The sequence below is a fragment of the Paraburkholderia sp. UCT70 genome (genome assembly GCF_050434085.1).
Taxonomy (GTDB): domain Bacteria; phylum Pseudomonadota; class Gammaproteobacteria; order Burkholderiales; family Burkholderiaceae; genus Paraburkholderia; species Paraburkholderia tuberum.
Window position 1 is genome coordinate 2,536,565 of sequence record NZ_JBNPVZ010000004.1, and the last position, 21,364, is coordinate 2,557,928.

The 21,364-nt window shown below is 65.8% G+C and carries 17 protein-coding genes; 7 read left to right on the forward strand and 10 right to left on the reverse strand.

Annotated elements, in window-relative coordinates; translation table 11 throughout:
- Positions 1-92 precede the first annotated feature (92 nt).
- Together OKW41_RS37375 and OKW41_RS37380 are read right to left on the reverse strand one after the other, a co-directional pair.
- The gene (locus OKW41_RS37375; RefSeq protein ID WP_429451536.1) at positions 93-1,415 is read right to left on the reverse strand and encodes an ABC transporter substrate-binding protein; all 1,323 of its coding nucleotides are present in this window, start codon (positions 1,413-1,415) and stop codon (positions 93-95) included.
- Between the two features lie 97 nt (positions 1,416-1,512).
- Positions 1,513-2,292, reverse strand: coding sequence for an L-iditol 2-dehydrogenase (locus OKW41_RS37380; RefSeq protein ID WP_429575654.1), 780 nt, complete (start codon positions 2,290-2,292; stop codon positions 1,513-1,515).
- Between the two features lie 297 nt (positions 2,293-2,589).
- Between OKW41_RS37380 and OKW41_RS37385 the strand changes: the two genes are divergently transcribed.
- The 4 genes from OKW41_RS37385 (at position 2,590) to OKW41_RS37400 (ending at position 5,890) form a co-directional block, all read left to right on the forward strand.
- Positions 2,590-3,087, forward strand: coding sequence for a Fur family transcriptional regulator (locus OKW41_RS37385; protein WP_429575655.1), 498 nt, complete (start codon positions 2,590-2,592; stop codon positions 3,085-3,087).
- A gap of 91 nt (positions 3,088-3,178) precedes the next feature.
- Positions 3,179-4,168: a metal ABC transporter solute-binding protein gene (locus OKW41_RS37390; protein WP_429451543.1), complete on the forward strand. Its 990-nt coding sequence runs from the start codon at positions 3,179-3,181 to the stop codon at positions 4,166-4,168.
- Positions 4,165-5,115, forward strand: coding sequence for an ABC transporter ATP-binding protein (locus OKW41_RS37395; RefSeq protein WP_429575656.1), 951 nt, complete (start codon positions 4,165-4,167; stop codon positions 5,113-5,115). The genes OKW41_RS37390 and OKW41_RS37395 overlap by 4 nt, the downstream gene beginning before the upstream one ends.
- Complete coding sequence (locus OKW41_RS37400) at positions 5,108-5,890, forward strand: metal ABC transporter permease (protein ID WP_429575657.1); 783 nt, start codon at positions 5,108-5,110, stop codon at positions 5,888-5,890. The genes OKW41_RS37395 and OKW41_RS37400 overlap by 8 nt, the downstream gene beginning before the upstream one ends.
- A gap of 84 nt (positions 5,891-5,974) precedes the next feature.
- Here OKW41_RS37400 and fghA read toward each other — a convergent pair whose 3' ends face one another.
- From fghA to OKW41_RS37415, 3 genes are all read right to left on the reverse strand, one after another.
- The gene (gene fghA, locus OKW41_RS37405) at positions 5,975-6,826 is read right to left on the reverse strand and encodes an S-formylglutathione hydrolase (RefSeq protein WP_429575658.1); all 852 of its coding nucleotides are present in this window, start codon (positions 6,824-6,826) and stop codon (positions 5,975-5,977) included.
- Positions 6,827-6,841: 15 nt separating this feature from the next.
- Positions 6,842-7,948, reverse strand: a complete 1,107-nt coding sequence (locus OKW41_RS37410; protein ID WP_429469768.1) for an S-(hydroxymethyl)glutathione dehydrogenase/class III alcohol dehydrogenase — start codon at positions 7,946-7,948, stop codon at positions 6,842-6,844.
- Between the two features lie 147 nt (positions 7,949-8,095).
- Positions 8,096-9,562, reverse strand: coding sequence for a xylulokinase (locus tag OKW41_RS37415; protein ID WP_429575659.1), 1,467 nt, complete (start codon positions 9,560-9,562; stop codon positions 8,096-8,098).
- 465 nt (positions 9,563-10,027) lie between these two features.
- Here OKW41_RS37415 and OKW41_RS37420 point away from each other — a divergent pair, with 465 nt between their 5' ends.
- The gene (locus OKW41_RS37420) at positions 10,028-11,437 is read left to right on the forward strand and encodes a nucleobase:cation symporter-2 family protein (protein WP_429451552.1); all 1,410 of its coding nucleotides are present in this window, start codon (positions 10,028-10,030) and stop codon (positions 11,435-11,437) included.
- Positions 11,438-11,552: 115 nt separating this feature from the next.
- Here the strand turns inward: OKW41_RS37420 and OKW41_RS37425 are convergent, their stop codons facing one another.
- Genes OKW41_RS37425 through OKW41_RS37435 form a run of 3 tightly spaced genes read right to left on the reverse strand, consistent with a single transcriptional unit; the run spans position 11,553 to position 17,547 of the window.
- The gene (locus tag OKW41_RS37425; RefSeq protein WP_429575660.1) at positions 11,553-13,073 is read right to left on the reverse strand and encodes an efflux transporter outer membrane subunit; all 1,521 of its coding nucleotides are present in this window, start codon (positions 13,071-13,073) and stop codon (positions 11,553-11,555) included.
- A 1-nt stretch (position 13,074) separates the two neighbouring features.
- Positions 13,075-16,305 (reverse strand): efflux RND transporter permease subunit, encoded by a 3,231-nt coding sequence (locus OKW41_RS37430; RefSeq protein WP_429575661.1) that lies wholly within the window; start codon positions 16,303-16,305, stop codon positions 13,075-13,077.
- A gap of 18 nt (positions 16,306-16,323) precedes the next feature.
- Positions 16,324-17,547: an efflux RND transporter periplasmic adaptor subunit gene (locus OKW41_RS37435; protein ID WP_429451561.1), complete on the reverse strand. Its 1,224-nt coding sequence runs from the start codon at positions 17,545-17,547 to the stop codon at positions 16,324-16,326.
- A 428-nt stretch (positions 17,548-17,975) separates the two neighbouring features.
- Here OKW41_RS37435 and OKW41_RS37440 point away from each other — a divergent pair, with 428 nt between their 5' ends.
- Complete coding sequence (locus OKW41_RS37440) at positions 17,976-18,617, forward strand: TetR family transcriptional regulator (RefSeq protein ID WP_429451563.1); 642 nt, start codon at positions 17,976-17,978, stop codon at positions 18,615-18,617.
- Between the two features lie 92 nt (positions 18,618-18,709).
- Here the strand turns inward: OKW41_RS37440 and OKW41_RS37445 are convergent, their stop codons facing one another.
- Positions 18,710-19,348 (reverse strand): cysteine hydrolase family protein, encoded by a 639-nt coding sequence (locus tag OKW41_RS37445; protein WP_429575662.1) that lies wholly within the window; start codon positions 19,346-19,348, stop codon positions 18,710-18,712.
- Between the two features lie 170 nt (positions 19,349-19,518).
- Here OKW41_RS37445 and OKW41_RS37450 point away from each other — a divergent pair, with 170 nt between their 5' ends.
- The gene (locus tag OKW41_RS37450; RefSeq protein WP_429575663.1) at positions 19,519-20,514 is read left to right on the forward strand and encodes a helix-turn-helix domain-containing protein; all 996 of its coding nucleotides are present in this window, start codon (positions 19,519-19,521) and stop codon (positions 20,512-20,514) included.
- 105 nt (positions 20,515-20,619) lie between these two features.
- Here OKW41_RS37450 and OKW41_RS37455 read toward each other — a convergent pair whose 3' ends face one another.
- Entirely contained in the window at positions 20,620-21,342 is a 723-nt protein-coding gene (locus tag OKW41_RS37455; protein WP_429451570.1) for a CoxG family protein, read from the reverse strand.
- Between the last annotated feature and the right edge of the window lie 22 nt (positions 21,343-21,364).

Below are 21,364 nucleotides of genomic sequence, written 5' to 3' on the forward strand. Positions count from 1 at the left end.
TGGCGCACGACACGCGCCGCATCGCATCGGGCGCAGACGAACGGCCGCCCTGCTGCATGAGCCGCATCGGTCGATGCGGCGGGCCTGCCGGGTTACTTCTGATAACCCGCCTGCTTGACCGCGCGATCCGCCGCCGCGTTGCCGGCCGCGAGCGCCTGGTCGACCGTCATCTGACCGGCGATCGCGCCGGAGATGCTCTGCCCGACCACGGTGCCGAACGACTGGAATTCGGGAATTCCGACGAACTGCACACCGGTGTACGGGACCGGCTTCAAGGTCGGATGATCCGGGTCGGCGGTCTGGATCGCCTTCAGCACGAAGTCGCCGAACGGCGCGGCCTGCTTGTACTCGGGGCGCGCGTAAGTGGACTCGCGCGTGCCCGGCGGCACCGAGGCCCAGCCTTCGTCCTTCGCGACCAGTTCAATGTACTCCTTCGAGGTCGCCCACTCGATGAACTTCTTCGCCGCATCTTGCTGCTTCGACGACTTCGGAATCGCGAGCGCCCACGCCCACAGCCAGTGCGAGCCCTTCGGCGTGACCGCGACGGGCGCCGCGGCGAAGCCGACCTTGTCGGCGATCTGCGACTGCTGCTTGTTGTAGAGCATGCCGGCCGCGACCGTCGCGTCGATCCACATCGCGCACTTGCCCGACGACATCAGCGTCAGGTTTTCGTTGAAGCCGTTCGAGCTTGCTCCCGGAGGGCCGTCCTTCTTCAGCAGATCGACGTAGAACGTCATCGCCTTCTTCCATTCCGGCGACGTCAGCTGCCCGTTCCACTTCTCGTCGAACCAGCGGCCGCCGAAGGTGTTCACGACCGTCGTGCCGTACGCCATGTTCTCGCCCCAGCCCGCCTTGCCGCGAAGGCAGATGCCGTATTGCTCCTTGGACTTGTCGGTGAGCTTGTCGGCGAATTGGGCGATCTGGTCGTAGGTCGGCTGGTCGGGCATCTTCAGACCGGCCTTGTCGAACAGATCCTTGCGGTAATAGGTCATCGAGCTTTCGACGTAGAACGGCAGCGCGTACAACTGGCCGTTCGCGGACAGGCCGTCGCGGGCCGTCTTCACGACGTCGTTGAGGTCATAGCTCGCCGGCAGGTTCGTGATCGGCGCGAGCCAGCCGCGCTTGCCCCATTGCGGGGTTTCATACGCGCCGATCGTCATTACGTCGAACTGGCCGCTGCCGGTCGTGATGTCGGTCGTCGCGCGCTGACGCAGCACGTTTTCCTCGAGGATCACCCAGTTCAGCTTGATGTCCGGATTCGCTTTTTCGAACGCGGGCGACAGCTTCTTCAACTCGATCATGTCCGGATTGTTCAGCGTCGCGATCGTCACCGTCGCCGCCGATGCGCTCAGCGCGAAGCAGGTGGCCGCGCCGGCACCGGCCGCCTTCAGCGCGAATTTGAAAGCTGGTTTCATCGTTGTCTCCTTTCTCGTACGTTATGTGATGCTGCGTTCGTTTGACGGACTGACGCGCCGCTCAGAGCAGTCAACGTGCCCGCTCCCTGCTCTTTATTCAGCTCATCCAGTTGCCGCCGTCGACGTTCAGCGTCTGCGCGGTGATGTAGTCGGCATCGGCCGACGCGAGGAACAGCGCGGCGCCGGTCAGGTCGTCGGGCACGCCCATGCGGCCGAGCGGCACGGCCTCGCCGACGAGGCGCTTCTTCTCCCCGAGCGGCCGGTTCTCGTAGCGCGCGAACAGCGCGTCGACCTCGTTCCACATGGGCGTGTCGACGACGCCCGGCGCGATGCCGTTCACATTGATCTTATGCGGCGCGAGCGCGAGCGCCGCGGACTGCGTATAGCTCAACACCGCCGCCTTGGTCGCGCAGTAGTGCGACACGAGCGCCTCGCCGCGCCGCCCGGCCTGCGACGACATATTGATGATCTTGCCGCCGCGGCCCTGCTCGACCATCTGCCACGCGACCGCCTGCATCAGGAAAAACATGCCCTTCACGTTGACCGCGAACAGGCGGTCGAACACGTCCCAGGATTCGTCGAGGAGCGGGCGCATGTCGAACAGCGCCGCATTGTTGAACAGGATGTCGATCTGGCCGAAGCGGCCGAGCGTGCTCGTGACGATGCGCTCGATGTCCTCGCGGCGCCGGACGTCGGCGCTGACGCTCAACACGCGCTCGCCGTAGGTGCCGCGCAGCGCGCCGCCGATGCTGTCGGTCGGCTTCACGTCGACCAGCACACAGCGCGCGCCCTCGTCGAGATAGCGCAGGGCTACCGCTTCACCGATACCGCTGGCCGCGCCCGTCAGAATGGCGACTTTGTCCTGCAATCGTGCCACTGCCTGTCTCCGGTTCGTTTTTACATTTTGGCGCGCAGTGAGCGAACGCTCACCAGGCGATCAATTGCTCGGTTAGTGATCGAATGATCGGATACGGACCGGGTCATGTCAAGGCACGCGGACGAATTTCGATGGTGCAGCGCGGCAGGGGCAAGCCCATTGCGCCACGGTCGCCACGACGCGTTCGCTGCGTGCCGCCGTGCGAAGATTCGCGCCGCTGACAAATAATCGCGATACGTTATATCATTTCGACCTTGCAGCCCGCTCGGGGGCCGCCATGTCAGGAGATTCACGCCGATGACTACCTCGCTCGCCGAACAGCACGCCATGCGGCTCGCGCATGCGGACGCGCACGCCGCGGCGCAGGGGCTCGCGCTGACGCCGCTACGCCGCCAGGTGTACGCGGCGATCGTCGCGTGCGAGCGGCCGGTCGGCGCGTACGAGTTGCTCGACGCGCTCGCGCCCGAGCGCGGTCGCATGCCGCCGACCACCGTCTATCGCGCGCTCGACTTCCTCGTCGCGCACGGCTTCGTGCACCGGATCGAATCGAAGAACGCGTTCGTCGCCTGCTGCGAAATCGGCGTGCCGCATCGCAGCCAGTTCCTGATGTGCGACGGCTGCGGCGCGACTGTCGAGATTCCCGGCGACGAACTCGCCGACCGCCTGTCGCATAGCGCACCCGCGCATGGCTTCGAGGTGCATCGTCAGGTGATCGAGCTAAGTGGACTGTGCGGGCCATGTGCGCGAGCGGCGAAGCCTGGCGGCGCCGGCGGCGCAGCAGGCAATTCGTCGTGATCAGATGCGCGGCGCCGCGCTAAGCGCCACCCCATATTTGGCCTTGCCACCGCGAGTGGCTGATTCAACTCTCACCCAGCAGGAAACAACGATGAAAACAATCGGCTCGATGTTGTCCAGAGCGCACCGCGCGCTGAAGCGTTCGACGTCTGTGCGCACCCATCTGTGCACCTACCTGCTCGCGATCGCGGCGCTCGGCTTCGGCCACAACGCGTTCGCCGCCGACACGAAAATTCCGGTCGTCGCCGCGGAGAACTTTTATGGCGACGTGGTGCGGCAACTCGGCGGCGATCGCGTCGACGTGACCAGCATCCTCAGCAATCCGGATCAGGACCCGCATCTGTTCGAAGCGAGCCCGGCCACCGCGCGCGCGTTGCAGCACGCGAGCCTCGTCGTCTACAACGGCGCCGACTACGATCCGTGGATGGTGAAGCTGCTGGCCGCATCGAAAGGCGCGCATCGCACAGTGATCGTCGCGGCCGACCTCGTCGGCAAAAAAGGCGGCGACAATCCGCACCTGTGGTACGACCCGGCGACGATGCCGAAAGTCGCGCGCGCGCTCAGCGACGCGCTCAGCGCTGCTGACCCGGCGCACAAGCCGGCGTACGATGCGAATCTCGCGAAGTTTCTCGATTCGCTGAAGCCGATCGACGCGAAGGTCGCCGAGCTGCACGGCCGCTATGCGGGCTTGCCGGTGACGGCGACGGAGCCGGTGTTCGGCTATATGTCGGACGCGATCGGCCTCGCCATGCGCAACCAGCGCTTCCAGCTCGCCGCGATGAACGACACCGAAGCGAGCGCGGCCGATATCGCCGCGTTCGAACGCGATCTGCGTGAGCGGCGCGTGCGTGTGCTGATCTATAACAGCCAGGCCACCGAGGCGCTGACCCGACGGATGCTGAAGCTCGCGCAACAATCGAAGGTACCGACGGTGAGCGTCACCGAAACCCTGCCGGCCGGCAAGACCTATCAGACGTGGATGCTGACGCAGCTCGATGCGTTCCAGAAAGCGCTCGCGGCGGGTGACACGAACGGCGCGATTGGCGCGACCAGCGCGAGCGCGAAAGGAAAGGCTCCATGATTCCGACTGGCCATCAAACGCCAGCAGGTGCGCAATCAGGCGCACCCACCGCGCGCGGCGACAAGCCCGTGCTCGAACTCGACAACGTGACGCTCGATCTGGGCGGCCGCACGATCCTGCGCGACACCAGCTTCGTCGTGAACCAGGGCGAGTTCATCGGCGTGCTCGGGCCCAACGGCGCGGGCAAGACGACGCTGATGCGCGCGGTGCTCGGCCTCGTGCCGGCCGCGGGCGGCGCGATTCGCGTGCTCGGGCAGACGGTCGAGCGCGGCAACGCGTCGATCGGCTATATGCCGCAGACGCGCAGCGCGCTCGCCGGCCGTCGCGTGCGCGGCCGCGATCTGGTCGCGATGGCCGCCGATGGTCATCGCTGGGGCTTGCCGCATGCGGATGCAAAAACGCGCGCGGACGTCGATCGGGTGCTCGAACTCGTCGGCGGGACGACTCTGTCGAAGCGGCCACTGTCGGAGTTGTCGGGCGGCGAACGGCAGCGGCTCCTGCTCGCGCAATGCCTGCTCGGCAATCCGAAACTGCTGCTGCTCGATGAACCGTTGATCAGTCTCGATCCGCATCACCAGAAGAGCGTCGTCGAACTGGTGCGGCGCGTGCAGCAGGAGCTCGGCATCGCGGTGCTGTTCTCCGCGCACGAACTCAATCCGCTGCTGAACTCGATCGATCGCGTGCTGTATCTCGGCAGCGGCGTCGCGGCGCTCGGCACCGTCGACGAAGTGATCACGCGGCCGGTGCTGTCGCGTCTGTACGGCTCGCCGATCGACGTGATGCGCGTGAACGGCCGCATCTTCGTGATGTCGGGCGGCGTCGAAGTCGAGAAGCACGATCACGAGCACGAACACGACGAGGACGGCGGACATACGCATTCGCACAGCCACTCACACAGTCGCCCAACCCCGCACGACTTACGCGACGGACACACGCACGATGTTTGAATACGATTTCATGGTGAACGCATTCGCGGCCTCGGGGATCGTCGCGGTGCTGGCCGGCGTGGTCGGCTATTTTCTGGTGATGCGCGGACAGACGTTCGCGGGCCACGCGCTGTCACACGTCGGCTTCACCGGCGCGACCGGCGCGGTGCTGATCGGCATCCCGCCTATCTGGGGGATGATCGGCTTCACGCTCGCGGCCGGTGTGGGCATGGGCGCGCTCGGCGAGCGGCTCGCCGGCCGCGACGTCGCGATCGGCGTAATCCTTTCCTTGTCGCTCGGCTTTGGGCTGCTGTTTCTGCATTTCTTCACCGCGTACGCGACGCAGGTGACTGCGCTGCTGTTCGGCAACGTGCTCGGCGTCAATGCAGCGACGCTCGGTGTGCTCGCGGCGTTGGGCGTCGTCAGTCTGGTCGCGCTCGCGGCCATCATGCGGCCGCTACTGTTCGCGTCGCTGCAGCCGGAGCTGGCCGAAGCGAAGGGCGTGTCGCTGCGCCGCGTGTCGGTGCTGTTTCTCGCGATCGCCGCGCTGGCCGTCGCCGCTTGCACGCAGATCGTCGGCGTGCTGCTCGTGTTCACGCTGATGGTGGGGCCGGCCGCCGCCGCGCAGAACCTGAGCACGCGGCTGTCGACGGGTCTCGTGCTCGCGGCCGTGTTCGCGCTCGCGCAGGCGTGGCTCGGGCTGACGCTCGCGTTCTATACCGATTGCCCGACGAGCTTCTGGATCACCGTGCTGTCGGCGGTGGTGTATGGCGGGAGTCTGTTGAAGCGGCATTGAGCGGCGCTTACGCCGATCAAATGAAAAAACGGCGGCACATGAAGTGCCGCCGTTTTTTATTTCATGCCGCGCTACCCGACGTTTTCAGCCGAGCAACACCTTCGCATGATGCGCGAGATGATCCTCGACGAACGTCGAGATGAAGTAGTAGCCGTGGTCGTAGCCTTCGTGCCGGCGAAGCGTAAGCGGTTGACCCGCGGCCTTGCACGCCGCTTCGAATACGTCGGGATTGAGCTGCGTGGGCAGGAACTGATCCGCGAGCCCCTGATCGACGAGAATCCCTTCCGCGAACTTGTGCGTCGCCTGCGAAACCAGCTCGCTCGCGTCGTACTGCTTCCACGCTTCACGGCTCTCGCCAAGATAACCGCTAAACGCCTTCTCGCCCCACGGACAACGCATCGGCGCCGCGATCGGCGCGAACGCCGACACCGACCGATAAATGTCCGGATTGCGCAGCGCGAGCATCAGCGCGCCGTGCCCGCCCATCGAATGACCGAAGATGCCGAGACGCGCGCCATCGATCGGCAGGTTCGCCAGCGCCGTTTCGCGCAGCTCGTCGCGCACGTACGAGTCCATGCGGTAGTTCCGCGCCCACGGCTCCTCGGTTGCGTCGACGTAAAAGCCCGCGCCGACGCCGAAGTCCCACGCATCGCTCTCGCCTGGCACGCCCGCGCCGCGAGGGCTCGTATCCGGCGCGATCAGCGCGATGCCGTGCCGGGCCGCGAAGCGCTGCGCGCCGGCCTTGATCGCGAACGTCTCTTCGGTGCAGGTCAGCCCCGCGAGGTAGAACAGCGCGGGCACCTTCGCATTGCCCCGCAACGCCTGCGGCGGCAGATAGACCGAGAAGCGCATCGGCAGACCGATGGTGCGCGACTCGTGCCGGTAAAAGCGCTGCTCGCCGCCGTGGCAGGCGTGCGACGATAGTAGTTCGAGCATCGCGACGCTCCTCGCTTAGTAGAGCACGACCGAGCGGATCGACTCGCCCTTCTTCATCAGGTCGAAGCCCTCGTTGATGCGCTCGAGCGGCAGACGGTGCGTAATCAGATCGTCGATATTGATCTTGCCTTCCATGTACCAGTCGACGATCTTCGGCACGTCGGTGCGGCCTCGCGCGCCGCCGAACGCCGAGCCCTTCCACTCGCGGCCCGTCACCAGCTGGAACGGCCGCGTGCTGATCTCCTCGCCCGCCGCCGCGACGCCGATGATGAACGACTGGCCCCAGCCCTTGTGCGTGCATTCGAGCGCCTGGCGCATCACCTTCACGTTGCCGATGCATTCGAACGAGTAGTCGGCGCCGCCGTCGGTCAGCTGCACGATGTGATCGACGACGTTCTCGACTTCGTTCGGGTTGATGAAGTGCGTCATGCCGAACTTCTTCGCGAGCTCGACGCGGCCCGGGTTGAGATCGACACCGATGATCTTGTCCGCGCCGACCATCTTCGCGCCTTGAATCACGTTCAGCCCGATACCGCCGAGCCCGAACACCACCACGTTGGCCCCCGCCTCGACCTTCGCCGAATACACGACCGCGCCGACGCCGGTCGTCACACCGCAGCCGATGTAGCAGATCTTGTCGAACGGCGCGTCTTCACGCACCTTCGCGACCGCGATCTCCGGCACGACGATGTAGTTCGAGAACGTCGAAGTCCCCATGTAGTGAAACAGCGGCTTGCCATCGAGCGAGAAGCGCGAGGTCGCGTCGGGCATCAGGCCTTTGCCCTGCGTCGCGCGGATCGCCTGGCAGAGATTCGTTTTGCGCGACAGGCAGAACTTGCACTGACGGCATTCCGGCGTGTAGAGCGGAATCACGTGATCGCCCTTCTTCAGCGTGCCGACGCCCGGCCCGACATCGACGATCACGCCCGCGCCTTCGTGGCCGAGAATCGCCGGGAAGATGCCTTCGGGATCGGCGCCCGACAGCGTGTAGTAGTCGGTGTGGCAAATGCCCGTCGCCTTCACTTCGATCAGGACTTCACCGGCGCGCGGACCTTCGAGATCGACTTCCTCGATCGTCAACGGGGCGCCGGCTTTCCATGCGATTGCTGCTTTGGTCTTCATCGTCAATGCTCCTGTGAGTCCGTGAATGCGAAATGGCATCGCGTGCCGGCGACTACGTGGCGCGCGAAAAGCGTCATGGTATTGCATAGTGCGTGAAGGCCGCGTCGCCGATGGCTGCGCTCGGCACCGTGTTCAACGCCGTCGCTGTCACTGCGCTTCGCCCGGCGCGCTACCACCAAACCACGGCTCGACCCGGCCATACAGATCGACGAAGCGCGCATAGCGTTCAGCAAGCGCCGCATCGCCGCGTGGACCCGCGACGCGCGTCGCGCCCGGCGCGAGCGCGGCGAGATCGCGCGTCTGCCAGTGGCCGCACGCGAGGCCGCCGAGGATCGCCGCGCCGCGCGGCGCCGCGTTCGGGCAATCGACCGCATGCAGGTCGACGTCGAGCGCATCGGCGAGCAGTTGTCGCCAGCGCGCATCGACGGAGCCGCCGCCCGCGAGCTTGAGCACCGTCACCGGCGCGCCGCTCGCGCGAATCGCGTCGAGCCCCGCGCGCAACGAGAACGCGACGCCCTCGAACGCGGCACGCATCATCGCGCCGCGCGTATGCTCGAGCGACAAACCGAGCCAGCCGCCGCGCGCCTGCGGGTTCAGCCACGGCGTGCGCTCGCCCGTCAGGTACGGCAGGAAGCTCAGCGTCGACGCCACTTCAGCGGCGGCATGAGCGCCTGCATCAGCCGCATCGTCAAATGCCTCTCGGTATGCCTCCGCCCACCCAAACGACAGCCACCCGCGCACCCGCTCCAGCGCGATGCCGACGTTCTGCATCGCCGCCATCCGATACCAGTGATCGCTCGCCGCGCGATAGCGATGCAAGCCCTTCAACGGCGCAGGCTCGTCGTTCGCGAGCACGACGATCTGTCCGCCGGTGCCGGTCGTCAGCAGCGCGTCGCCGTCACGCACGAGTCCGCTGCCGAGCGCCGCGCACGGCGTATCCGCGGCGCCGGTTGCGAGCGCGATACCGGCGCGCAAGCCGAGTGCCTGTGCGGCCTGCGGCGACAGCGCGCCCGCCGCCGCATACGACGGCGCCACAGGCGCGAACCACTCAGACGGAATCTCGAGGCGTTGCAGCAGCGCCGTGTCCCACGCGCCGGCGGGATCGGCGAGCGCGGTCGCGCACGCGTCGGACGCATCGGTCACGCACGCGCCGCCGAGCGCGACGCGCAGCCAGTCCTTCGGCTGCAGCGCCCAGCGCGTGCGGCGCGCGGCATCCGGTTCTTGCAGCACGAGCCAGCGCAGCAGCGGTCCGGCCATGCCGGGCGCGACCGGATTCGGTTGCGGCTCGGGCCACGCGTCGAGCATGGCGAGCGCGCGCGAGTCGGGCCACAGCATGGCGCGCCGCACCGCTGCGCAGTTTGCATCGAGCAGCACGACGCCGTGCATCTGGCCAGAGAAGCCAATCGCGCGCACGCCGTCACGCAGTTCGCGCGGCAGGCCCGCCATCGCATGGACGAGCGCGTGCCACCAGGTCTCGACGTCGATTTCGGCCCAACCCGCGTGCGGAGTTACAAGCGCATAAGCGACGCTCGATACCGCCTGCTCGCGTCCATGTTCGTCGACGATTGCCGCTTTCAGGGAGCCGGTGCCGAGGTCGATGCCGAGAAAACTCATGAGCGCAGGGACGTTGAAATGAGGTGGAGGAAGAGTCAGCGAGACTGGCGACGAAGTCGGAAAGCGAAGCTCAAAGGCGAAGCTGCACAGACGCCGCGAACGTTGAACAAACAGCTCGGATAACACGCGAAAAAAACTATTCGCGGGTTAACCCCGCCGTGCTGCGAGCGTCATCAAAACAGAACTATGCGTGAAGCGTGATACACGTCATTGATTCTCACACATATCCCCTCGCGCGACGAACCCGCGCCGCGCACGCCATGCACCGCCCGCGGCCCACACTGCATAGGGTTCTCTGGCGTCCGACGGCCGATCCGTCCCACGCGTGGCTTTAATTTGCCTTTCAAAATAGGTCTCTGCATATCGTTGCCGGGAATGCCGGAATAGCCACGTATGGTCTTGTTGCGACTTTTCGTCCCCGATACCTTGGAGTCATCCCAAAACGAGATGGTGGAGACAGACGATATGCAAGCGAACACGGTTCACCCGTGCGACGAGCGCCTACCGGCGGGCCAGTTGCTCACTCTCGGCATCCAGCACGTGCTGGTCATGTACGCTGGCGCGGTCGCGGTGCCGCTGATCATCGGCGCCGCGCTGAAGCTGCCGAAAGACCAGGTCGCCTTCCTGATCAGCGCCGATCTGTTTTCGTGCGGCATCGCCACGCTGATCCAGACGCTCGGACTGTGGATCTTCGGCATCCGTCTGCCCGTCATCATGGGCTGCACGTTCGCGGCCGTCGGCCCGATGGTCGCCATCGGCACCAATCCTTCGCTCGGCATCCTCGACATCTTCGGCTCGACGATCGCGGCCGGCGTGATCGGCATTCTGCTCGCGCCCGCGGTCGGCAAGCTGTTGCGCTTCTTCCCGCCGGTCGTGATCGGCGTCGTGATTTCGGTGATCGGCCTGTCGCTGATGGAGGTCGGCATCAACTGGGCGGCCGGCGGTGTCGGCAATCCCGACTACGGCAATCCGGTATATCTCGGCCTGTCGCTGCTCGTGCTGACGCTGATCCTGCTGATCAACAAGTTTGCGAGGGGGTTCGTCGCCAATATCTCGGTGCTGCTCGGCATCGTCGCGGGCTTCGCGATCGCGCTGATGCTCGGCCGCGTCAACCTGGACGGCGTCATGCACGCGCCGTGGGTGGGCTTCGTGATGCCGTTCCACTTCGGTCTGCCGCGCTTCGATGCGCTGTCGATCGCGACGATGGTCACCGTGATGTTCGTCACGTTCATCGAATCGACCGGCATGTTTCTCGCGGTCGGCGACATGGTCGATCGTCCGGTCGATCAGAAAACGCTGGTGCGCGGCTTGCGCGTCGACGGTCTCGGCACGCTGATCGGCGGCATCTTCAACTCGTTCCCGCATACGTCGTTCTCGCAGAACGTCGGGTTGATCGGCGTGACCGGCGTGAAGAGCCGCTTCGTCTGCGCGATGGGCGGCGTGATCCTCGTGCTGCTCGGCCTCTTCCCGAAGATGGCGCAGGTGGTCGCGTCGGTGCCGGCGTTCGTGCTCGGCGGCGCGGGCATCGTGATGTTCGGCATGGTCGCGGCGAACGGCATCAAGGTGCTGTCGCGCGTCGACTTCGTGAGGAATCAGCACAACCTCTTCATCGTCGCGGTCAGCATCGGGCTCGGCCTCGTGCCGGTCGTCTCGCCGCACTTCTTCTCGCAACTGCCGCCGGCGTTCTCGCCGCTGCTACATAGCGGGATTCTGCTCGCGTCGGTGTCGGCGGTCGCGCTGAACCTGATCTTCAACGGCGTGAAGAGCGAGAAGAAGGCGAAGAGCGAGCTTCGCCGCGCCGGGCACGATCTCGACGCCAGCGCGGGCGGCGAACCGCAGAGCAACGAGATGCTGCGGGCGGCGGATCTGCATTGAGCTTTTGATGCATCGATGATGCGGCGAGCGGCACCGAACGCCGCGAATCAACAAAAACGCCACGGCATGCCGTGGCGTTTTTGCTTTACTTCAGCGGTTCATCGAGCCGAAGCGCTTACCCTGCCGTCGCCGCCGAAGCCGCGACCGGTGCGCTCGCCGCACCGTAGTCGACCGGCGCGTCGGCGGGACGCGGCTGATCGCCGTTGTGCTCGATCCAGCCGCCGCCGAGCGCCTGGTACAGCGTGACCAGGTTCTGCAGACGTTCCATGCGCGCGGTGACCAGCGCCTGCTGAGCCACGTACAACGAGGTCTGCGCGGTCAGCACCGAAAGATAGCTGTCGACACCGTTCGTATAACGGAGGGTCGACAGATCCAGCCGGCGCTGCTCGGCCGCGACCTCCCGCTCGAGCGCCGCGATCTGCTCGTCGTACGTGCCGCGCGCGGCCAGTCCGTCCGCCACTTCGCGGAAGGCCGTCTGGATCGCCTTTTCATACGTGGCGATCTGCACGTTCTTCTCGATGTTTGCGAGATCGAGGTTGGCCATGTTCTGACCGCCCTCGAAGATCGGCAACGTGATCGACGGCGCGAAGCTCCACGCCGCCGAACCCGGCTTGAACAGCCCGCCGAGCGTCGGGCTCAGCGTGCCGGCGCTGCCGGTCAGCGTGACCTTCGGGAAGAACGCCGCGCGCGCCGCGCCGATGTTCGCGTTGGCCGCGAGCAGATTCTCCTCGGCTTCGATGATGTCGGGACGACGCGTCAGCAGATCGGACGGCAGGCCCGCCGGAATATCCGTGAGCAGGCTCTGGTCGTTCAGCGGCAGGCCGCCCGGCAGATCAGCCGGCAACGGCTCGCCGATCAGCAGCACCAGCGCGTTGTCAGCCTGGGCCCGCAAACGCGTCTGCGTCTGCAGGTCCGCGCTCGCGGTCTCGACGACCGTTTGCGCCTGGCGCAGATCGAGTTCCGAACCGGTGCCGTTGTCGAACTGCAGCCTGGTGATCCGATACGACTCCTGCGCCGTCTTCAACGTGTTCTGCGTGACCTTCAGCAGATCGTCCAGTTCGAGCACCGTCATGTACTGGTTCGCCACCTGCGACACCAGCGCGATTTCCGCGGACTTGCGCGCCTGCGCGGTGCCGAGGTACGTGGCCAACGCCTGATCCTTCAGGCTCTGCACGCGCCCGAAGAAGTCGATTTCCCACGACGCGTTCAAGCCCACCGAATACGTGTTGGTAATCGTCGGGCCGTTGGGCGACGCCAGCAGATCGCGCGGCGTGCGCTGCCGGCTTTGCGAAGCCGCGGCGTCGAGCGTCGGGAACAGGCCCGCGCGCACGATACGGTACTGCGCCGCCGACGCCTGCATGTTCAGCACCGACACACGCAGATCACGGTTGTTCTTCAGCGCGATTTCGATCAGCTGCTGCAGACGCGGATCGACGAAGAAGTCGCGCCAGCCGATGTCCGCGGCGGCCTGGCTGTTCGCGCTGCGCGCGCCCTGCGCGCCCGGCTGCTGGTCGTACACGCCGCCCGTCGGGAAAGTCGCCGTCACGGGCGCCGCGGGCCGCTGGTAATGCGGCGCCAGCGTGCAACCCGTGGCGAGCAGCGCGACCGCCACTGCAATCAAAGAGTGTTTTTGCATCTCAATGCCCATCCTTGCCCGAGCCATTGCCATCCGACCCGTCGGTCGTGCCACCCGCCGCGCCGCCTTGCGGATCGTGCGGATGGTGCTGTTCATAGTGGCGCAGCGCCTCATCCGGGTCTTCCTTCTCGCCGCCGAACTTCGCGCGAATCACGACGAAGAACATCGGGATCATGAAGATCGCGAGGAAGGTCGCCGTCAACATGCCGCCAATCACGCCGGTACCGATCGCGTGCTGGCTTGCCGAGCCCGCGCCGTTACTGATCGCGAGCGGCAGCACGCCGAGAATGAACGCGAGCGAGGTCATCAGGATCGGACGCAACCGCAGACGCGCCGCTTCGAGCGCGGCTTCGATCGGTCCCATGCCTCCACTCTGCTGCAGTTCTCGCGCGAATTCCACGATCAGAATCGCGTTCTTCGCCGACAGACCCACGGTGGTCAGCAGACCCACCTGGAAGAACACGTCGTTCTCGAGCCCGCGCAGCGTCGCGGCCAGCAGTGCGCCGATCACGCCGAGCGGCACCACCATGATCACCGAGAACGGGATCGACCAGCTTTCATACAGCGCCGCGAGACACAGGAACACGACGAGAATCGAGATGCCGTACAGGATCGGCGCCTGCGAACCCGACTGACGCTCTTGCAGCGACAGACCCGTCCACTCGTAGCCGACTCCCGCCGGCAGCTTGGTGACGATCTGTTCCATCGCCGCCATCGCCTGACCGGTCGACTTGCCCGGCCCGGCCGCACCCTGGATTTCCACCGACGAAATACCGTTGTAGCGCTCGAGCTTCGGCGAACCGAACGTCCACTCGGTGTTCGCGAAGGCCGAGAACGGCACCATCGCGCCCGCGCTGTTGCGCACGAACCAGGCGTTCACGTCTTCCGGTTTCATCCGGAACGGCGCGTCGCCCTGCAGGTAGACCTTTTTGATCCGGCCGTCGGTGTCGAGGAAGTTGTTCACGTACGCCGAGGCCCACGCGATCGAGAACGTCTGGTCGATCGAGGCGAGCGACACGCCGAGCGCCGAAGCCTTCTCGTGGTCGATGCTCACCTTGAACTGCGGCGTATCGTTCAGGCCGTTCGGACGCACCTGCGCGAGCGTCGGATCTTTCGCCGCCAGACCAAGCAGCATGTTGCGCGCTTCCATCAGCTTCGCGTGACCGATACCCGCGCGGTCCTGCAGCTGGAAGTCGAAGCCCGCAGCCGTGCCGAGTTCAGGAATCGACGGCGGATTGACCGGGAACACCGTCGCGTTCTTGTAGGTGCTGAAGTGCATGTAGAGACGGCCCACCAGCGCTTGCACCTTCTGGTCCGCATGCTGGCGCTGCGCGTAGTCCTTCATCCGCACGAACACGAGACCCGCGTTCTGGCCACGACCCGCGAAGCTGAAGCCGTTAACCGTGAAGGTCGATTCGACGATCGCCTTTTCTTCGTTCAACAGGTAGTCCGACACGTCCTTCAGCGCGCGCGCGGTGGTTTCCTGCGTGGAACCCGACGGCGTTTGCACCAGCACGAACATCGTGCCCTGGTCTTCGTCAGGCAGGAACGACTTCGGCAGTCGCACGAACAGCAGCCCCACCGCGAAGATCACCACCATGTAGATGATGAGCCAGCGGCCCGAGCGCTTGATCACGTGGTGCACGCCCGAGTGATATTTGTCGCGGCTCGTGTTGAAGGTACGGTTGAACCAGCCGAAGAAACCAGTGGCTTTTTCGTGATGACCCTTCGGAATCGGCTTCAGGATCGTCGCGCACAGCGCCGGCGTCAGAATCAACGCGACGAGCACGGACAGCACCATCGCCGCGACGATCGTCAGCGAGAACTGCCGGTAGATCGCGCCGACCGAGCCGCCCGAGAAAGCCACCGGCACGAACACCGCCGACAGCACGAGCGCCACGCCGACGAGCGCGCCGGTGATCTGGTCCATCGCCTTGCGAGTTGCATCGCGAGGCGACAAGCCCTCCTCCTGCATCACCCGCTCGACGTTTTCCACCACCACGATCGCGTCGTCCACCAGCAGACCGATCGCGAGCACGAGACCGAACATCGACAGCGTGTTGATCGAGAAACCGACCACGCTCATGATCGCGAACGTACCGAGCAGCACCACCGGCACCGCGATCGTCGGGATCAGCGTGGCGCGCAGGTTCTGCAGGAACAGGTACATGACGAGGAACACCAGCACGATACCTTCGAGCAGCGTCTTGACCACTTCCTCGATCGACAGGCGCACGAACGGCGTCGTGTCGTACGGGTACTGCACGACGAGACCGTGCGGGAAGTACTTCGACAGTTCTGCGATCTTCGTGCGCACCGCCTTCGCGGTGGCGAGCGCGTTCGCGCCCGTGGCGAGCTGGATACCGAAGCCTGCCGTCGGCTGACCGTTGTACTTGGTGTCGAAGTTGTAGTTTTCGCCGCCGAGCTCGACGTGCGACACGTCGCGCAGACGCACCTGCGAGCCGTCCTGATTCACCTTCAGCAGGATGTTGCCGAACTGCTCGGGGGTATTGAGCAGCGTCGCCTGCGTGATCGTGGCCTGCAGCACCTGACCCGGCACCGACGGCGTGCCGCCGAGCGAGCCGCCCGCGACCTGCACGTTCTGCGCCTGCAGCGCGGTTTCGACATCGAGCGGCGTCAGACCGAAGTTATTCAGCTTGTTCGCGTCGAGCCAGATGCGCATCGCGTACTGCGAGCCGAACAGCGTCACCGTGCCCACGCCGTCGATACGGCTGATCGGATCCTGAATGTTCGACGCGACGTAGTTCGCGAGGTCGTACTTGTTCATGCTGCCGTCGGTCGACACGAACGCCATCACCAGCAGGAAGCTGCTGCTCGACTTCGTGACCTTGGTGCCGAGCTGCTGCACCGCTTGCGGCAGCAGCGGCGTGGCGAGCTGCAGCTTGTTTTGCACCTGCACCTGCGCGATGTCAGGGTTGGTGCCGGCCGCGAACGTCAGCGTGATGGTGGCCGTGCCCGTGTCGTCCGAGGTCGACGCGAGGTACAGCAGGTGGTCCAGACCACTCATCTGCTGCTCGATCACCTGCGTAACGGTGTTTTCCACCGTCTTCGCCGAAGCACCCGGGTAGGTTGCGCTGATCTGGATGGACGGCGGCGCGATGGTCGGGTATTGCGCGATCGGCAGCGTGAACACCGACGCGAGACCCGCGAGCATCAGGATGATGGCGATCACCCATGCAAAAATCGGGCGATCAATAAAGAACTTTGCCATGAGGCGGGCTCCCTGTTATTACGCGCCCGAAGCGGCGGAGGCAGGCTGAGCCGCGGGTTGACCTGTCGGGGCGCCGTTTGCGGCGGCGTCGGAAGCCGGGTTGCCGGGCAGCTGCGCCGGCACGGGCTTGACCTGCTGGCCGGGACGCGCCTTGTCGGTGCCCTGGACGACCACGCGGTCACCCGGCTTCAGGCCGTTCGACACCACCCAGTACGAGCCGAAGGTGCCCGAGGTGACGAGCTGACGCAGCTCGACCTTGTTGTCGTTGTCGACGACGAGCGCGGTGGGCTGACCCTTCTGGTCGTGCGTGACGCCCACTTGCGGCACGATCAGCGCGTTCTGGTTGACGCCCTCGTCGATCTTCGCGCGCACGAACATGCCCGGCAGCAGCACGTGGTTCGGGTTCTTGAAGATCGCGCGCACCGTAACCGAACCGGTGCCCTGGTCGACGGTCACGTCGGTGAACTGCAGCTTGCCCTTCTCGGAATAGATGCGGCCGTCTTCCAGCACCAGCGTGACCTGCGCGGCGCCCGGGCCGGTCGTCTTGAGACGCCCTTCCTGCATGTCGCGGCGCAGCTTCAGACCATCGAGGCTCGATTGCGTGAGGTCGGCGTACACCGGGTCGAGCTGCTGAACCGTGGCCATCAGCGTGGCCGCGCTCTGCTGCACGAAGGCGCCCGGCGTGACCTGCGACACGCCGATCTGGCCGGTCACGGGCGAGGTCACGTCGGTATAACCGAGGTTGATCTGCGCGGTATCGACCGCGGCCTTGCCCGCAGCGACGTCGGCGGCGGCCTGGCCTTCGGCGGCAACCGCGTTGTCGTAGTCCTGCTTGCTGACCGCGTTCGCCGCGACCAGCACCTTGTAGCGATTGGCCTGCGCGGTGGTCGTCACCAGGTTCGCCTGCGCCTTCGCGAGTGATGCCTTCGCGTTGTTCAACGACGCGATGTACGGCGCCGGATCGATCTTGTACAGACGCTGGCCGGCCTTGACCTCACTACCCTCGGTGAACTCGCGGCGCAGCACGATGCCGTCGACCCGCGCGCGCACCTGCGCGACGAGGAAGGCACTGGTACGGCCGGGAAGTTCGGTGACGACGGGCACGGTCGTCGGCTGGAGGGTGACGACGCCGACTTCGGGCGTCTGTGGCGGCGGGGCAGATTGTTTTGGTCCGCACGCCGCCAGCAAGATGGCAGCCGTCGCGGCACTGATTAAGCGGAATGGAACCCGTTCGACGCGCATGGAGCGACCTCTGTCAAAGACTGAGTAATGAAAAAGTGCGCGCATCCCTACCCCGGGGACGACAGCGCACACAAGCGTCTCGCGACGCTCGACCGGAAGCCCATGGATGCAAACCTGCGCCTGCAGGGCACCCTGCTACGAATGCGCCATACAGGGGAATGCCGCGCAGCGCCGCCGTTTGGCGGCCGCGAAAGCGCTTTCGAAAGGCAACAGTGACGGATATTAACCGCTCGTCACGGCTTGGGCTATCCGTTCGTGGGGTGCTATTATATATACATTCACGAATGCATGTAAAAGTGCATTCATATCTTCCGAGGCTGGGGTACCGCAGATTCGCGTCGCAATTCGCTTCAGAAGTAGTCAAAGCATCATCAGACTGACTTAAAACTGTCCGCATAAACCCCAGGATCAGCGCAGGCTACACCAATATGGTCAGAAGAACCAAAGAAGAGGCGCTGGAGACGCGCAACCGGATTCTCGACGCGGCCGAACAGGTCTTCTTCGAGAAGGGTGTATCGCGCACGTCGCTGGCCGATATCGCCCAGGCCGCGGGCGTCACGCGCGGCGCCATTTATTGGCATTTCGCGCATAAGAGCGAGCTGTTCACCGAAATGTTCGACCGCGTGCTGCTGCCGCTCGACGAACTGAAGGCGGCGTCGCTCGATCCCAACGAAGTTGATCCGCTCGGGCGCCTGATTGAAATCTGCGTGGTCTGCCTGCGCGACACTGCCAACGATCCCCGCCGCCGCCGCGTGTTCGACATTCTGTTTCTGAAGTGCGAGCTGGTCGAAGATATGGGGCCGGTGATGGAACGGTATCAGACCAATATGCGCGAGGGGCTCGCGAAGATCGAGGGCGGTCTGCGCAATGCGATCTCCAAAGGCCAGATGCCCGCCGACCTCGACACGAAGCTTGCCGCGGCGATGGTCCACGCGTTCGTCGGCGGCTCGTTGCGCGACATGCTGTTTTTGCCCGACGCGACCGACTTCGGCTCGCAAGCGCAGCAGATGGTGGAAGCGATGTTCGACGGCTTGCGCCTGAGTCCGGCGTTGCGCAGGAAGGCGGCGTAGAAGGCGCGCCAGGGTGACGGATTGGAAAAGCGGGCGGTTCGGTGAACCGCCCGTTTCTGTTTTTGGACCGGACCACCGCCCCTGCGCCGGGTTCAGGCAACCGCCCGGCGCGCTTGCGCCGCCTGATTCGACGCATAGATGTTGCCGCGCTCGAGCGGCGCGCCGCTCTTTAGCGCCGCGATCCATTGATCGGTGCTCGCGACCGCCGCGAAGCGCGACTGCAGCACCACGCTGAACACGCGATGAATCTCCTCCGCGCTCGCGAAGCCCGCGCTGTTTTCATACGGCACCGAGCCGGTTGCGTCGTGCAGGAACTCGACGGCGAGGCCAGCATGCACCGCGTGGTTGATCGTCGAGGCATCGCAATTGTGGGTCATGTAGCCGGTGACGCTCAGCGTATCGATCTGCCGGGCGGCGAGCCACTCGGCCAGATCGGTCCCTGCGAATGCGCTCGGCAGCGACTTCTCGACGAAATGATCATGAGCGCGCGAGCTCACGACCGTGTGCAGTTCCGCGCCCGCGCTGCCGCGCGCGAACAGCGGCGAGGTGGCGGGCGCGAGGTTCTGCACGATCACGACCGGCACGCTGGCGGCGCGCGCTGCATCGATCGCACGACCGATGTTGGCGAGCGACGTGCGCACGTCCGGAAATTCGATCGGCAGGTCGCCGCTCACGTATTCGTTCTGCACGTCGATGACGATCAGCGCACGGCGCGGCGCGGATGTGCTCATGGCAAGGCTCCTTGTCAGAAAAAGCGGTCGATGGCGCGCGCCCAGCGCGGTGGCCGCGGCGCAACGGCAATGACGGCATTGTTGCTCCGCTGCCCGCCCGTCGACAGCGGCCCGAATGACAACCTTCGCTAGAATCGGGCCATACTTGTGGCTTTCATGAGGCGCCCGGCATGACCACCTTCGCATCTTCCGACGACGTCTCCGATCAGGCGCCGCGCCACGTCGTTGCCGTCGTCGCGTTCGACCGCATCAGCCCGTTTCATCTGTCGGTGCCGTGCGTCGTGTTCGGCGAGGACCGTCGCGGCGGCGGTGTTCCCGCCTTCGACTTCCGCGTCTGCGCCGCGGAGACAGGCGCGCTCGCGACGACCGCGGGCTTTTCGATCGCGGTCACGCACGGACTCGAAGCGCTTGCCGACGCGCAGACGATCATCGTGCCGAGCTGGCGCGATCCCGCCGAAACCCCGCCCGCCGCGCTGCTCGACGCGCTGAGGGCCGCGCATGCGCGCGGCGCGCTGCTCGTCGGCCTGTGCCTCGGCGCTTTCGTGCTGGCCGCCGCGGGCATCCTCGATGGACGGCCCGCTTCGACGCACTGGGCCTGGGCCGACGATTTCGCGCGCCGCTACCCGCGCGTGCGGCTCGACGCCGACGTGCTGTACGTCGACGACGGCAACGTGCTGACCTCGGCCGGCACCGCCGCCGGCCTCGACTGCTGTCTGCACGTGCTGCGCAAGATCTGCGGCGCGCGGGTGGCGAACCACGTCGCGCGCCGGCTGGTCGTGTCGCCGCATCGCCAGGGTGGCCAGGCGCAATACGTGCAGCAGCCGATGCCGCCGAAGCCGCGCGGCGATCGCCTGTCCGGCCTGCTCGACTGGGTGAGCGGCAACCTGGCCGCGCCGCATACGCTCGACACGCTCGCCGCGCGCGCGTTGATGAGCCGCCGCACCTTCACGCGGCGCTTCCGGCTCGCGACCGGCACCACCGTCGGCGCGTGGCTGCTCGCGCAGCGGCTCGCGCGTGCGCAACAGCTGCTGGAAAGCACCGACGAGTCGGTCGAAGCGATCGCGGCGAGCGCCGGATTCGGCTCGGCCGCATCGCTGCGGCAGCATTTCGCGGACGCGTTTCGCACGTCGCCGAGCGCGTGGCGGCGGGAGTTTCGCGGGGATTAGATGAAGGCGGCGGGAGCACCGCTATTTCGTAGTGCGTCACCGGGATTTCGTAGTCGTGCGATGTTTGTCGCGCGTTCCATCAGGGGCTGCGCGCGGCTCGCGGCCTCAATGCTCGCTGAACCAGCGCGCGACATACAACAATAGTGCGACCAGAAAGATCATCCCGGCCCACGCCCAGTACGGCACGACATGCTGACCGGGCTCTTGATGCGACCAGCTATGCGACGCGCTCGCCGCGCGCCCCGACAGCGCATGGCTGTGCTCGATGCGCGCTCGCCGCGCGATGCCGCCGAGCGTGATCGGCCGCAAAAACACGTACTGGCGACGCGGCGCCGTGCCACGCGCGCGGTTCGGCCCTTTGCCGTGCTTGGCGCGCACGACGGCGTCGAACTCGGCGAAAAAATCGTCGGCGATCTGACGCAAGGCGTTCTCGAGCTGGCGCGTCGGCAGCTCGGCGAGCGGTCCCGACGACGTCGCCCACAGTGCGTAGTCGATGCGCGTGCCGCGCTCCCGCCCCTCGTCCGCGCGCAAACGCACTTCGATCTGACCGCGCAACGCGCCGATGCCCTCGGCCAGGGCCTTGAAGTTGATGGTGCGGCGCTGCGCGTCCGCCGGGCCGGAATCCTGGCCGGCGACGTGCGCGCGCGCCTGATAATGCGCGCGCAACGGGCCGAGCGGCACGGTCATCGTCAGCGCGTATTCGCCGTGGGCGAGACGCACGAACGACTCGCAGTTGTCGAGGCTGGCACGCAACAGCGCGAGGTCCTGCAACGCGTCCCAGACCTCGGACGGCGCCAGCGGAATCCGTAACGCGTCGTTCAGTTCCATGACAACCTCCCCCGATGAACGC